At 70.2% G+C, this 13,477-nt stretch carries 16 protein-coding genes and 1 pseudogene; 1 reads left to right on the top strand and 16 read right to left on the bottom strand.

Annotated features, from left to right (window positions below):
- Window positions 1-67: 67 nt before the first annotated feature.
- The 15 genes from AOK03_RS32920 to proS all read right to left on the bottom strand — a co-directional run bounded on the left by AOK03_RS32920 (window position 68) and on the right by proS (window position 11,682).
- Window positions 68-1,687: a YifB family Mg chelatase-like AAA ATPase gene (locus AOK03_RS32920; RefSeq protein WP_055569044.1), complete on the bottom strand. Its 1,620-nt coding sequence runs from the start codon at window positions 1,685-1,687 to the stop codon at window positions 68-70.
- Entirely contained in the window at window positions 1,687-2,094 is a 408-nt protein-coding gene (locus tag AOK03_RS32915) for a YraN family protein (RefSeq protein WP_079075104.1), read from the bottom strand. The genes AOK03_RS32920 and AOK03_RS32915 overlap by 1 nt, the downstream gene beginning before the upstream one ends.
- 108 nt (window positions 2,095-2,202) lie before the next feature.
- Window positions 2,203-2,511 (bottom strand): DUF2469 domain-containing protein, encoded by a 309-nt coding sequence (locus AOK03_RS32910; protein WP_005311352.1) that lies wholly within the window; start codon window positions 2,509-2,511, stop codon window positions 2,203-2,205.
- A 55-nt stretch (window positions 2,512-2,566) separates the two neighbouring features.
- Window positions 2,567-3,055 (bottom strand): NUDIX hydrolase, encoded by a 489-nt coding sequence (locus AOK03_RS32905; RefSeq protein ID WP_244177844.1) that lies wholly within the window; start codon window positions 3,053-3,055, stop codon window positions 2,567-2,569.
- A complete protein-coding gene (gene lepB / locus AOK03_RS32900) occupies window positions 3,045-3,800 on the bottom strand; it encodes a signal peptidase I (RefSeq protein WP_055569041.1) in 756 nt (251 codons plus the stop codon). Before lepB (AOK03_RS32900) ends, AOK03_RS32905 begins: the two co-directional genes overlap by 11 nt.
- Before the next feature lie 80 nt (window positions 3,801-3,880).
- A complete protein-coding gene (gene lepB, locus AOK03_RS32895; protein ID WP_157869143.1) occupies window positions 3,881-4,855 on the bottom strand; it encodes a signal peptidase I in 975 nt (324 codons plus the stop codon).
- The gene (gene lepB, locus AOK03_RS32890; RefSeq protein ID WP_055569040.1) at window positions 4,740-5,825 is read right to left on the bottom strand and encodes a signal peptidase I; all 1,086 of its coding nucleotides are present in this window, start codon (window positions 5,823-5,825) and stop codon (window positions 4,740-4,742) included. The genes lepB (AOK03_RS32895) and lepB (AOK03_RS32890) overlap by 116 nt, the downstream gene beginning before the upstream one ends.
- On the bottom strand, window positions 5,818-6,540 hold the full coding sequence (lepB, locus tag AOK03_RS32885; protein ID WP_055569039.1) for a signal peptidase I: 723 nt from the start codon (window positions 6,538-6,540) through the stop codon (window positions 5,818-5,820). Before lepB (AOK03_RS32885) ends, lepB (AOK03_RS32890) begins: the two co-directional genes overlap by 8 nt.
- A gap of 45 nt (window positions 6,541-6,585) precedes the next feature.
- Window positions 6,586-6,936 carry a 50S ribosomal protein L19 gene (gene rplS, locus AOK03_RS32880; protein WP_055569038.1) on the bottom strand — a complete coding sequence of 117 codons (351 nt, stop codon included), beginning with the start codon at window positions 6,934-6,936 and terminating at the stop codon, window positions 6,586-6,588.
- Between the two features lie 131 nt (window positions 6,937-7,067).
- Window positions 7,068-7,889: a tRNA (guanosine(37)-N1)-methyltransferase TrmD gene (gene trmD / locus AOK03_RS32875; RefSeq protein ID WP_055569037.1), complete on the bottom strand. Its 822-nt coding sequence runs from the start codon at window positions 7,887-7,889 to the stop codon at window positions 7,068-7,070.
- Window positions 7,889-8,431, bottom strand: coding sequence for a ribosome maturation factor RimM (rimM, locus tag AOK03_RS32870; RefSeq protein ID WP_055569036.1), 543 nt, complete (start codon window positions 8,429-8,431; stop codon window positions 7,889-7,891). Before rimM ends, trmD begins: the two co-directional genes overlap by 1 nt.
- Window positions 8,432-8,523: 92 nt before the next feature.
- The gene (locus AOK03_RS32865; protein WP_014176063.1) at window positions 8,524-8,763 is read right to left on the bottom strand and encodes an RNA-binding protein; all 240 of its coding nucleotides are present in this window, start codon (window positions 8,761-8,763) and stop codon (window positions 8,524-8,526) included.
- A gap of 2 nt (window positions 8,764-8,765) precedes the next feature.
- A complete protein-coding gene (gene rpsP, locus AOK03_RS32860; protein WP_055569035.1) occupies window positions 8,766-9,203 on the bottom strand; it encodes a 30S ribosomal protein S16 in 438 nt (145 codons plus the stop codon).
- A gap of 190 nt (window positions 9,204-9,393) precedes the next feature.
- Window positions 9,394-9,990, bottom strand: coding sequence for a hypothetical protein (locus tag AOK03_RS32855; protein WP_055569034.1), 597 nt, complete (start codon window positions 9,988-9,990; stop codon window positions 9,394-9,396).
- A 261-nt stretch (window positions 9,991-10,251) separates the two neighbouring features.
- Window positions 10,252-11,682: a proline--tRNA ligase gene (gene proS, locus AOK03_RS32850; protein WP_055569045.1), complete on the bottom strand. Its 1,431-nt coding sequence runs from the start codon at window positions 11,680-11,682 to the stop codon at window positions 10,252-10,254.
- A 215-nt stretch (window positions 11,683-11,897) separates the two neighbouring features.
- On the opposite strand from proS, the gene AOK03_RS32845 reads away from it, so the two are divergent.
- Complete coding sequence (locus tag AOK03_RS32845; protein WP_079075102.1) at window positions 11,898-12,758, top strand: class I SAM-dependent methyltransferase; 861 nt, start codon at window positions 11,898-11,900, stop codon at window positions 12,756-12,758.
- 108 nt (window positions 12,759-12,866) lie between these two features.
- On the opposite strand, the pseudogene AOK03_RS32840 reads toward AOK03_RS32845, so the two are convergent.
- A pseudogene (locus AOK03_RS32840) lies at window positions 12,867-13,477 on the bottom strand (ATP-dependent zinc metalloprotease FtsH); the annotation flags it as partial.

Here is a 13,477-nt window from a genome sequence, read left to right as displayed (position 1 = left end):
CCCGGCTCCAGGACCCGCGTCAACGCGACGCGGGCGAGTCGCTCCTCGCCCGACGGCGGCTCGGCGCTCACGAGGGCGCCCCGATGGTCATCGGCACGCCTCGCGCGACCCCCGTGCGCAATTGCAGCGCGAGGGCGACGTCCTGGGCGCGGGGCCGGTCGTGCCCCGCCAGGTCGGCGACGGTCCAGGCCACCCGCAGGACGCGGTCCAGGCCCCGGGCCGTCAGGAATCCTCGCTCCAGGTCCAGTTCGGCCACGTCCAACGCGCCGGGCGCCGCGGGCCAGCGGGTGCGCAGCGCATGCCCCGCGACCTCGCTGTTGGTCCGCCATCCGGTGCCGGCCAGGCGGGCGGCCGCTCTCTCCCGCGCGGCACGCACCCGGTCGGCGACGGTCTGGGTGGACTCCCCCGGTGTGCCGTACCCGGCGAGTTCGGAGCGGGTGACGGGTTCGACCTCGACCTTCAGGTCGACGCGGTCGAGCAGAGGGCCCGACAGGCGGGCCTGATAGCGGCGGATGACGGATGCCGGGCACTCGCAGCCGTCGCCCAGCAGTGTGTGCCGACCACAGGGGCAGGGGTTGGCCGCGAGCACCATCAGGAACTTCGCGGGCAGCCGCACCACTCCCGCACTGCGCGCGATGACCACGTGCCCCGATTCCAGGGGCTGGCGCAGCGAGTCCAGGGTCTTGCTGCTGAATTCGGGCGCCTCGTCGAGGAAGAGCACCCCTCGATGGGCGAGCGACACCGCGCCCGGCCGTGCGATCCCCTTGCCGCCGCCCACCAGCGACTGCATGGTCGCGGAGTGGTGGGGCGCGCAGTACGGCGCGATGTCCACCAGCGGTCGGCCCGGGGGCAGTATGCCCGCCACCGAGTGGACCGCCGTCACTTCCAGGGACTCCTCCCGCGTCAGTCGGGGCAGGACGGCCGGGAGCCGCTCCGCGAGCATGGTCTTGCCCGCGCCCGGTGGTCCTTGCAGGAAGAGGTGGTGCGCGCCGGCGGCGGCCACTTCGACGGCGGTTCTTGCCGCCGCCTGTCCCACGATGTCGGCCAGGTCGAGCGCGTGGGCGTCGTCCAAGGCGCCGCCGAGGCCCGTGCCGACACCGGTGCCCGGCACGCAGAGCCCGGCGAGCAGCGGATCGGGCCGCCCCGGCTCGTCCGGCTCCTCCTCCGGCACCGGCTCGTCGGTGAGCACCGCGATGAGCTGGCGCAGGCTGCGCACCCCGAGGACCGAGATGCCCGGCACCAGCGAGGCCTCCGCGGCCGTGCACTCCGGGACGACCACCTGTTCGTACCCCGCGTCGGCCGCCGCGAGGACCGCGGGCAGGACCCCGAGGACCGGCCGCACCCGGCCGTCGAGTCCGAGCTCGCCGATCATCACGATGTCGGCGAGGACCCGTGGGTCGATCCGCTCCGCCGCCCCGAGGACGGCACAGGCGACAGCAAGATCGAAACCGCTGCCGCCTTTCGGCACCGACGCCGGGCTCAGCCCGACCGTGAGCTTCTTCTGCGGCCACTCGCCGCCGGAATTGACCACGGCCGCCCTGACCCGGTCACGGCTCTCGGTGAGGCTCTTGTCCGGCAACCCCACCAGCGTGAAGGCCGCGACCCCGGGCTCCAGATCGGCCTGCACCTCGACGACCACGCCCTCGACGCCGACCAGCGCCACCGCACACGTGCGCGCGAAGCCCATCAGGCCACCCCCCGCGCGTGCTCGACCACGGGAACGCCGCGCCGCGGGACGAGGACTCCGACCAGGTCGATGCGGACGCCGCCCGGCGGTGGGCCGCCGCACTCCTCGATCCAGCGCTCGGCGAGCCTTCGCAGCCGCTCCGCCTTGGTGCGGCCGACGGCCGCCATCGGATGCTCGAAGGGAGCGGAGCCGCCCCGGCCCCCTCTGCGCGTCTTGACCTCGCAGACGACGAGGGTCTCGCCGTCCATCGCCACGATGTCGATCTCACCGGTCCGGCCCGCGCGCCAATTGCGCTCCAGGACCGCCATCCCCGCCTCGACCAGCCGTCGGGCGGCCAGGTCTTCGCCGTACCTGCCGAGTGCTCCCCGTGCGTTCATGTCGGCACCACCTCCGGCACCCACAGTCACGGTTCAGCCCGCACCTATTGGATCTTGGTGCACTACTCACCGGTTGTGGAAAACTCCGCCACCCCTGGGAGTGAACTTCGCCGTGCCGGGCCGGGCCCGCGCCGCCGCTCAGCTGCCCGGCAGCTCGAGATCGCTCTTGTTGAGCTCCTCGATGTTCACGTCCTTGAACGTGAGCACACGTACCTGCTTAACGAAGCGAGCGGGGCGATACATGTCCCACACCCAGGCGTCCGCCATGGAGACCTCGAAGAAGACCTCGCCCTGAACCGAGTGCACCTGCATCTCGTAGTCATTGGTGAGGTAGAAGCGACGCTCGGTCTCGATCACGTATTTGAACAGCCCGACGACATCGCGGTACTCCCGGTAGAGCTTCAGCTCCATCTCGGTCTCGTACTTCTCGAGGTCCTCGGCGCTCATGGCATGTTCCCCTTCAGCCGTGCGTCCCCCTATTGTGCGTCAGCCCCGCGAGCCCCTACACGATTTCCGTGTCGAGGATCTCGGGCCTTTCCGGGGGCCCCTCGTCGAGCAGTTTGCGAAGCAGCTCGGCGAGCCTGGTCGGATACACCGTCTCATGAGCCTCGGTCAGTTCTCGGCACGTCCACCAACGTGCTCCGTCGACACTGCGTCTTTCCAGCTCCGTGAGGCCTTCGGCGACGATCGCGGTCTGCGACGTACGCGCCAGGTAGTACCACTCGTCCTGGTCCCAGCGCCGCCCGGCGAACGGGAACGAGCAGACGCGCCGCCACAGGACAGGGCCGAGCTCGACCTCGGTGATACCCGTCTCTTCCCGCAGCTCGCGCAGGGCCGCCTGCTCCCGCGTCTCGTCGCCCTCCAGGCCGCCGCCCGGCGTGAACCACCAGTCGTTCGACGCGTCCTCCGGCTCGTAGCCGTGCAGCAGCAGGATGCGGTCGTCCGGGTCGAGCAGGATCACCCGCGCGACCCTGCGCAGATCAGCCGACACCCGCGATCTCCTGCGTACGTCCACCGGCCCGTCGGCGGCCCATCCGCTTGGCCACCGGCCCGTAGGCCGCGCCGCCCAGGACGAGGACCATGCCCACCACGATCGCGATCACCATCATGCGCAGCGGTCCTGGCTCGGAGATGCCGCCCGGCATCTCCGCGAAGCCGTCGGGCCGCTCCAGCATGCCGAACTTGCCCATCGGCCAGGCCACCGCGTCGACCCGCGCCTGCACCGCGTCACGCGGCACCGAACCGTGCTCCCCGTCGCCCAGGTGCACGCTGGAGTCCAGCGAACCGCTGCGCTCGTCGCCGAGCAGGAAGAGCCGCCCCTTGGGGACCGTCGTGGTGGGGATGCCGGTGGCCGCGGCACCCTTGCCCTCGGGAAGATACGGTTCTGCGACTTCCTTGCCGTTGACGGTCAGCTTGCCGTCCTTGCAGCAGGCGATCCTGTCGCCGCCCACGCCGACGACGCGCTTGACCATGGGCAGGTCGCCCCAGGTGGACTGCTCGAAGACGACGACGTCGCCACGGCGCACCTCGTCGCCGTCGATCCGCTGCGCGAGCACGCGGTCGCCCGAGCCGATCGTCGGCGTCATCGACCCGGTGGGGACGGTGTACGGCTGGTACAGGAAAGCGCCCCAGACGAACCCTCCGAGGAAGAGCACACAGCCGAGGGCCACGGCGACGCCCGACAGCACGCTGCCGAGCCGTCCGCGGCCCTCGTTCGTCCGTTGTGTCCTGCTCATCCCAGTGCTCCCCTGTTCCGGAGACGACCCCGCCGCCCGTGCGTACGGACGGCGGAAGATCGGCGATCTGGGACGGCACCCTACCCGGCGGTACTGCCGCCAGAAACCCTCGCGGCGCGCGCGGCAGCCACCGTGAGACGACGCCTGCGCCACAGCACCAGCGGCACGGCACCCGCGACACCGAGGACGCCCGGGGCAGCGCTGGAGAGCGCGTTGATGCCCGGCTGGTCGAAGGTGTCGGGCTTGGGCAGCGTCGCCCAGCGGGTGGGCGGCCAGGCGATCACGATGGCGCGTCCCACGACGTTGTCCACGGGGACGGCGCCGCCGCCGGGCTGCTTCTGGTGGTAGCGGGAGTCCAGCGAGTTCTGCCGGTGGTCACCCATGACCCAGATTTTGCCCTTGGGGACGGTCACCTTGAACTGGCCGCCCTGGTCGTCGACGCTGCAGGGGGTGTTGCCCGCGAACACATACGGCTCGTTCAGCGCCTTGCCGTTGACCTTCACCGGGCCGGTGCCCTTGCACTCCACCGTGTCGCCGCCGACGCCGATGACGCGCTTGATGAGGTCCTTCTCGTCGGCGGACGGCATCAGGCCGACCCAGCCGAGGACCCGCTGGATCGCGTTCGGGTCGGGCGTGGGCTCGCCGTCCAGCCAGTGACCGGGGTCCCTGAAGACGACGACTTCGCCGCGCTCGGGCTCGGAACCGAACCACGGCGTCAGCTTGTCGACCAGGACGCGGTCGCCCTGCTGCAGCGTGTTCTGCATCGAGTCCGACGGGATCGAGAACGCCTGGACCAGGAAGGTCTTGATGAGCAGCGCCAGAACCAGTGCGATACCGACGAGGAGCGGAAGCTCCTTCCAGAAGGACCGGTGCTTCTTCTTCGGCTGCTCGGGTTCCTGCTCGCGCGTCGCGCCGCCGTCGCCGTCGCCGCCCACGGCGTCACTCCCGGGGGTCGTACCGTCCGCGACGGCGTCGACGCCCGGCTCGCCGGATCGTCCCGGCCGGTCTTCGGGCCCCTCGTGTCCGGATCGTGCGCCGACCGCCAAATCCCCCACATCCACTCCTCAGTCCGTGCCGCCGCCTGCCCCAGATGCGATGCAGGCCCACCACTCCCATAACGAGCGGGAGTTCCGCAGGGGTCGGGAGCCGGATCAATCCGTATCGATCGTCAGGGGTCAGCCTATGCGACGCTCCTGTGGCGATGTCCGATCGCGCACGCGCGTCGGGAACTGACGCATATGTGTCCGGTGCCTCCAGCTTGCGCCAGTGGCCGAAGGGCCAGGCGATGACCATGGCGCGTCCCACCACCTGGTCCTCGGAGATCGTGCCGCTGAACTTCTCGGTGCGGTGGAAGCGGGAGTCGGCCGAGTCGCTCCGGTGGTCACCCATCATGAACAGGCGCCCCTCGGGGACCTTCACCTCGAACTCGAAGGCGGAAGGCTTGTCTCCCGGGTTGATGTAGGGCTCGTCCAGCGGCACGCCGTTGACGGTGACCTTGTCGTTCTTGTCGCAGCACTTCACGGTGTCGCCGCCGACGCCGACCACGCGCTTGATGAGGTCCCGCTCGCTGTCCGACGGCAGCAGGCCGATCTGGGTCAGGCCTTCCTTGAGCTGCTTGACGACCACCGGGTCGTCCTTCTTCTTGCCCTGCTCCTCTTCGAGCCAGCTGCCTGGGTCCTTGAAGACGACGACGTCGCCGCGCTCCGGCTTCGATCCGAACCAGGGGGTGAGCTTGTCGACCAGGACCCGGTCACCGACCCGGATCGTCTGCTCCATGGATCCCGAGGGGATCACGAAGGCCTGCACCAGGAAGGTCTTCAGGACGAGGGCTATCAGCAGCGCCACGCCTATGAGGAGGGGTATCTCCTTGATCGCCGAGCGCTGCCTGCGCCGCTTGACCTTCTTCGCGAGCTTGCGCCGCTCGGCCCGGCCCGGCAGGACGGGGCCGTCGGTCGGCCGGGATCCCGTGGGCAGCCGGGTGTCGACCCGGTGGCCGGCGCCGCGCGTGCGGCCGCGGCTACCCATGCGCGCCGCCCGGTGCAGGCACGCGCGCGTAGCTGTCGGGGCGCTCCAGGGACGTCCAGCGGCCGACCGGCCAGGCGATCCAGTCGGCCCTGCCGATGACCGCGTCGACGGGGATCATGCCGCCGCCGGGCTGCCCCAGATGGTCGCGGGAGTCACGGGAGTCGCTGCGGTGATCGCCGAGGAGGAAGAGGCTGTCCTCGGGGACGACGACGTCGAAGGGCACCCGGGAGGCCACGTCCCCCGGGTACAGGTACGGCTCGTCGATCGGCTCGCCGTTCACCTCGACCCTCCCCCGCTTGTCGCAGCAGACCACCCGGTCTCCCCCTGTGCCCACGACCCGCTTGATGTAGTCGGCCTCTCCGAAGTAACCGCGTCCGTCGAAGACGACCGCGTCACCCCGCTGCGGCTCGGAACCGAAACGGTACGCCAACTTGTTGACGAGTACCCGGTCCCCGGAGCGGAACGCGGGCTCCATGGAGCCGCTCGGGATCTGGAAGGGCTGCACCACGAAGGCGCTGACCAGGAGCAGGGCTCCGATGCACAGCAGGAACGTCAGGGTGAGCCCGCCTCCCGGCAGCCGGTCGACGAGCCATGCAAAAACGGAGCGCGACCGTTCCTCCGTCTCCTCGGATGCTTCGGCGACGTGCGGGACGTCTCCGGAATCGGAGGATGTGGAGGAGCGGTCGCGCTCCGTGTGCTGTGCTTCGGTGTCCATCGGGGCCAGATGCTATCCGGCCCCGCTGTGGACCCGCGCGGGAGCTCAGCTCTCGCGCTTCTCCTTGATCTTCGCGGCCTTGCCGCGCAGGTCACGGAGGTAGTACAGCTTCGCGCGACGCACGTCACCGCGGGTGACGAGCTCGATCTTCTCGACGATCGGGGTGTGCACCGGGAAGGTGCGCTCGACGCCGACGGAGAAGGAGACCTTGCGGACCGTGAAGGTCTCGCGCACGCCGGCACCCTGGCGACGGATGACTACGCCCTTGAACTGCTGCACACGGGAGCGGTTGCCCTCGATGACGCGGACGTGGACGTTGACGGTGTCACCCGGGCGGAAGGCCGGGATGTCGCTGCGCAGCGACGCGCTGTCGACGGAGTCGAGCAGGTTAGCCATGATCGTCTGCTTTCTTCACTGATGCCACAGGTCATCAGCGGAACGTGGTGATGAGGTTTCGGTAGCTGATCGCGTCGGGCGGGCGTCGTTCCCCCTGTGGCAGGGGCGCACGCTGGACGTACAGCAGCGGTCTATTCTTCCACGGCCTCGGGGTCTCGCCCAAATCGGCCGTCCGGCCCCGGCCGCCACCCCAGGATCGAGAGCATCTCGCGGTCCTTCTTGTCGAAGGCCTTCGGGTCGCAACGCTCAATGAGATCGGGCCTGTTGCGGGTCGTGCGCCGGAGCGCCTCGTCCCGCCGCCAGCGGGCGATCTTGCCGTGGTGCCCGCTGAGCAGGACGTCGGGGATGCCGTGTCCGCGCCACTGGGGAGGCTTGGTGTACACCGGGCCTTCCAGGAGGTTGGCCATGGCTCCGGGGGCGAAGGAGTCGTCCTGGTGGGACTCGGCATTGCCGAGGACACCGGGCAGGAGCCGGGCCACGGCCTCGGTGACGACCAGGACGGCGGCTTCCCCGCCCGCGAGGACGTAGTCGCCGATGGAGACCTCGTAGACGGGCATGCGGGTCGCGTACTCGTCCGTGACGCGGCGGTCGATGCCTTCGTAGCGCGCGGGCGTGAAGACCAGCCAGGGGCGCTCGGAGAGCTCCACGGCGAGTTCCTGGGTGAAGGGACGGCCGCTGGGCGTGGGGACGACCAGGACGGGTCCGTGGGCCCCGTTCTCGTACCCGTCGGCGAGCACGTCGTCGAGGGCCGCGCCCCAGGGGTCGGTCTTCATGACCATGCCGGGGCCGCCGCCGTAGGGGGTGTCGTCGACCGTGTTGTGCCGGTCGTACGTCCACTCCCTCAGGTCGTGCACATGGACGTCGAGCTGCCCACGCGCGCGTGCCTTGCCCACGAGGGAGACGTTCAGGGGCTCCAGGTACTCGGGGAAGATCGTGACGACGTCGAGCCGCATTACGCCTCGTCCCGCGTGGAGGCGATCTCGGCGCGGTCGTCGATCAGCCCGGGCGGCGGGTCGATGACGGCCTTCTGCTCCTCCAGGTCGATCTCGACGACGATCTCCTGGACGAAGGGGATCATCACCTCGCTGCCGTCGGGCCGCTCCACGATGAAGAGGTCCTGCGAGGGCAGGTGCGAGATCTCGGTGATCCGGCCGACTTCCTGGCCGTCCTGGGTGACGACGTCGAGGTCCATCAGCTGGTGGTCGTAGAACTCGTCCTCTTCCTCGGGGAGCTCTTCCGGGTCCACCTCGGCGATCAGAAGGGTGTTGCGCAGGGCCTCGGCGCCCGTGCGGTCGCGCACGCCCTCGAAGCGCAGGAGGAGGCGGCCGCTGTGCACCCGGCCGGACTCGATGGTCAGCGGCCCTGTGGCGGCGGGGTCGGTGGCGAGCACGGCGCCGGGGCCGAGCCGCAGCTCGGGCTCGTCGGTGCGGACCTCGACGGTGACCTCACCCTTGATGCCGTGGGCACGGCCGATACGGGCGACTACCAACTGCACTGCGTTTCTCCTCATCCACGACTACGGGCCGGGGAAGGCCCTGAAGCCCTCCCCGGCCCGAGCCGGTGCTGCTGTGGTTCTGCGAACCCGGTTCAGCGAACCTGGTCCACGTCGACGAGGTCGACGCGGACACCGCGGCCGCCGATTGCGCCCACGACGGTGCGCAGAGCGCGTGCGGTGCGGCCGTTACGGCCGATCACCTTGCCGAGGTCGTCGGGGTGAACCCGGACCTCGAGGACGCGCCCGCGGCGCAGGTTGCGCGAGGCGACCTGCACGTCGTCGGGGTTGTCGACGATGCCCTTCACGAGGTGCTCGAGAGCCTCCTCGAGCATGCTCAGGCCTCGGTCGACTCGGTGGACGTGGCGTCAGCCTCGTCCGCCTTCTTGTCGGACTTCTTGGCCTTCTGGGTGATGGCCTCGCCCTTGGCGTCGTCGCCCTCGAGACCCTTGGTGAAGGCCTCGAACGCAGCGCGCTTGTCCTTGGGCTCGGCAACCTTCAGCGGCGCCGGGGCGGGCAGGCCCTTGTGCTTCTGCCAGTCACCGGTGAGCTTCAGGATGGCCATGACCGGCTCGGTCGGCTGGGCGCCGACGGACAGCCAGTACTGGGCACGCTCCGAGTTGACCTCGATGCGCGAGGGGTTCTGCACCGGGTGGTACAGACCGATCTCCTCGATGGCCCGGCCGTCACGGCGGGTACGGGAGTCGGCGACGACGATGCGGTAGTGAGGCGAACGGATCTTGCCCAGACGCTTCAGCTTGATCTTGACTGCCACGGGAGTGGTGTCTCCTGGTCTTGACGTGGGTGGGCACAACGGTGATGCCGCGTGGGGTTGCGGTACTCGAGTGCCCGATGGACGCGTCAGCCGGAGGAGAGAGGGGTCCTATGCGACTGTCGAGTACAGCTAGCCATTGTGCCATACGTCGGCGGGGCGCCCGCACCCGCACCGGGCGCCCCGCTCCAGCTCAGCCCACGCCCACTGCGACCCCTTCCGGGATCCGGAACGGCTTGCCGCAGCCGCCGCACATGATCGGCGCCTGGGCGAGCACGGAGGGCACGACGCGGACGTTGCGCCCGCAGTCGCAGACGGCCTTCACGCGCACACCGCCGCCGGAGGAGCCGTGCCGGGCGGCCGGTCCCCGGAAGCTGCGCGCGGTGTCCGCCGTCGTCGCCGCGGTGTGCGCCTTCAGGGCCCGCTGGAGTCGGTCCATCGTCGGGCGATAGCGCTTCTTTGCCTCGGGGTTGAGCGTGACCAGCGAGAAGCCGCTGCTCGGGTGTGGCTCCTCGGGGTGGTCCAGGCCCAGCTCCTCGGCGATCGCGAGGAATCTGCGGTTGTGATAGCGGCCGGCACGTGAGGTGTCGCGTACGCCGCGCGAGGCGGCGATGCCATGGACTGCCTCGTGAAGCAGTCGCTCGAAGGAGAGCTCGGCGCCGCAGGCGGACGACGACTCTCCGATCAGGGATTCGGGCGCGGCAAGGTCGGGCAGCTCGGGGTGGTGCCGCTGAATGTCGGCCCACGCCTGTGCCAGCTCTGCGGCGAGAACAGGTGGTGTCGTGCTCACGTCGTGAACAACGAGCCGGGGGCCCTGGGGGTTCCATTCCGGGGCATCCCAAATAATTTGCACGTACCCGTCAGTTGCCGTTGATGCGTCCGGACGAGGGCGGGTGCGCTGATCTGCGGAGAAGCCTCACAGCTTGCACCAAGCCGGTACGTAGTGGCGCGTACGCCCCGGCGCGTAGCGCGATGCTTGGCGCCGGGGCCCGAGTGACCTGGGCGGGGATACGAGCCGCGATCGAGCGCTTCGGTACCGAGGGCGCCCTCCTCAGTAGGAGCGGGCCACGAGAGCGACGTTACCCGGGGTCTCATCGGCGTCCGGCACCGCCCCGTCCTCCGTGACCAGACACCGTACGGTCACCGAGTGCTCGGCCAGCCTGGCCTCGCCTTCTTCGCCGAGCACGGCCCACGGGACGCGTGCCCAGCCGCCTGCGGCGGTGGCCTCCACGGCCTCGTCGACGGTGCGGACGTCCGAGGTGCGGGACTCACGGCGGGCGCGGGCCTGGGTCAGGAGCAGCGCCTGGTCCTCTTCGAGGAGGGTGGGCAGCAGGGCGGCGAGGGCGTCGATCGCGACCGGCTCCTTGCCGCCGGGACCGTGCTTGCCCACGATGCGGCGGACCAGCATCGCGGTGCCGTTCTCCAGGTCGCGGGGGCCCACCTCGACGCGGACCGGGACGCCCTTGAGCTCCCAGTCCACGGCGCGCCTCCCGAAGGGGGTGTCCGTGCGGTCGTCGACCCGGACGCGGAGGCCGTGGGCCCGCAGGGTGTCGCCGATCTCGTGGACCTTGGCGAGTACGGCGTCGTCGCCCTTGATGGCGAGGACGACGGCCTGGACGGGCGCGAGGCGGGGCGGCACGCGCAGGCCGTCGTCGTCGCCGTGCATCATCGCCAGCGCGCCGATCATGCGTGTCGTGCTGCCCCAGGAGGTCTGCCAGACGAGTTCCTGCCGACCCTCCTTGGACAGGTACCGGGTGTCGAAGGCCTTGGCGAAGTTCTGGCCGAGCTCGTGGCTGGTGCCGAGCTGGAGGGCCTTGCCGTCGGCCATCATGCCTTCGAGGGTGAGGGTGTTGATGGCACCGGCGAAGCGCTCCTTGGCCGTCTTGCGGCCGAGCACGAAGTCCATGGCGAGGACGTCGCGCATGAAGTCCCCGTAGACGTGGCGGTGGATGCGGGCGGCGAAGTCGCGGGCTTCTTCGTACGTCGCGTGCGCGGTGTGGCCCTCCTGCCAGAGGAATTCCGACGTCCGCAGGAACAGGCGCGGGCGCATCTCCCAGCGGACCACGTTGGCCCACTGGTTGATGAGGAGCGGCAGGTCGCGGTAGCTCTGCACCCACTTGGAGAAGTACTCGTTGACGATCGTCTCCGAAGTGGGGCGGACGACGACCGGCTCCTCCAGTTCCTTGCCGCCGCCGTGCGTGACGACGGCGAGTTCCGGCGCGAAGCCCTCGACGTGCTCCGCCTCCCTGGTGAGGTACGACTGCGGGATGAGGAGGGGGAAGTACGCGTTCTGGGTACCCGTCGCCTTGATGCGGGCGTCCATGTCCTGCTGCATCCGCTCCCACAGCCCGTAGCCGTACGGTCGGATCACCATGGTGCCGCGCACCGGGCCGTTGTCGGCCAGCTCGGCCTTGTTGATCAGGTCCTGGTACCAGCGGGGAAAGTCGTCCGCCTGGGGCGTGAGCACGGGTGTCTTGGCCATGGCGCGCATGGTAGGGGCGGGCCTGCGGAGAGCGCGCACGATTATCGCGGGGGTCGCACGACGGTGGAACGCAAGCATTGGCCCACAACCCCTGGACTCCGCGTCGGATGCGGAGTTCTCTGACATACGGGGGGAGTGCGAGCGCACGGCACGGGGGCGGACGAACCATTGGATTACGTCACGGCACTAACTCTCGGCTGATTGGGGCGCATTCGATGACACCAACACTCGTGCAGTCGCACTCCCCCCGCGCGGGCGCAGCGCCCCGTGTGGATCTGTGTGCACGCGCGCGTGACTGGGCGGAAATCCAGGAACGGATGCTGGTCCCGCTCTATGAAGCGGTGTACGAACGGCTCGAAGTGGGCGACGGCACCCGGCTCCTCGGCCTCGGCTGCGGTTCCGGACTGGCGCTGCTGATGGCGGCCTCACGGGGTGCCGCGGTCACCGGCGTCGACCCGTCGCAGCCCGAACGCCTCGCTCTCGCGCGTGAACGCCTGCTGCCGGAGTCCACCGGAGACGCACGCACGCGCGGCGCCGCCCGCCTGGTGGCAGGCGGCCCCGCGGACGCGACGGACCCGGACCTGCCCGCGTACAACCTCATCACTGCCTTCCAGCCGATCGGCTGCATGGCGGGCGACTCCGAAGGGCTGTCCGGCCTGCTGGAGGCTGCGGCCCCGCTCGCCGGGCACGGCACTCCAGTGGTCCTCGCCGGCTGGGGTCCTCCGGAGCGCTGCGCGACCTCGTCCGTGTTGAGGGTGGCGACGAAGCTCGCCGAACCGCTCCGGAGCACGGGCAGCTGGCGCCCCGCACTCCGGGACGATCTGGAGGTGGTCGCCCACCGGGCGGGGCTCAAGCCGGACGGGTCGGGCCGGGTCGCATGCCCCTTCGGGTACGCGGACGTGGAGAGCGCGGCACGCGGGCTGCTCTCGACGGGGCTGTTCGACGCGGCGGCGCGGGCGACGGATCCGGCGCAGGTCGACAAGGAGCTCACGGAGGCGCTGCATCCGCATCGGCGCAGGGACGGAACGGTGTGGATGCCGAACGTCTTCCGGTACTTGATCGCGCGTACCCCGTAGGGAGACACGGGGATATGTGTCGGCCCTCTCCGGAGAGGCGGATTGTATCAGCCCTCTCCGTAGAAGCACGACAGACACGACAGAGACGTCAGAGGCACGGCAGACACGTCAGCCGCTCTTGGTCAGCCGAGTGATGCCCGCGATCCGGTACGCCTCCGCCTCCTCCAGCGTCTCGTTCTCCAGCAGCGCGGCGGACAGGGCGTCCAGCTGGTCGCGGTGGTCGCGCAGCTGCCGGCAGGCGCTCTCGTAGCACTCGTCCACGATGCGCCGCATCTCGCCGTCGATCGTGTCGAGGGTCTCCGGGGCGGCCGCCAGACCGTACGCCTGCTGGGCGTCGTTCGGCAGTGCGGAGAGTCGGCCGACCCGCTCGCTCATCCCCCAGCGGGCGACCATGCCGCGGGCGATGTTGGTGACCTGCTCCAGGTCGTTCTCCGCGCCGGTGGTAATGACTCCGTAGACGACGTGTTCGGCGGCCATGCCTCCCAGGGCGCCGATGATGCGCCCACGGAGGTAGTCCTCGGTGTAGGCGTACTTGTCGGAGTCCGGGGTCGAGAGCGTCACGCCCAGCGCGCGCCCGCGCGGCACGATCGTGATCTTGCGGACGGGGTCGGCGCCGGGCTGGAGCATGCCGAGCAGGGCGTGCCCGCTCTCGTGATAGGCCGTGCGCCTGCGCTCCTCCTCGGGCATCACCAGCGGCCGCTCGGCGCCGAGCTGCACCT

Origin of the sequence: Streptomyces atriruber, from assembly GCF_001418325.1 — a bacterium.
Classification (GTDB): Bacteria; Actinomycetota; Actinomycetes; order Streptomycetales; family Streptomycetaceae; genus Streptomyces; species Streptomyces atriruber.
The sequence above is the reverse complement of the archived record's forward strand: the minus strand, read 5'-3'. Positions and strand labels throughout refer to the sequence as shown.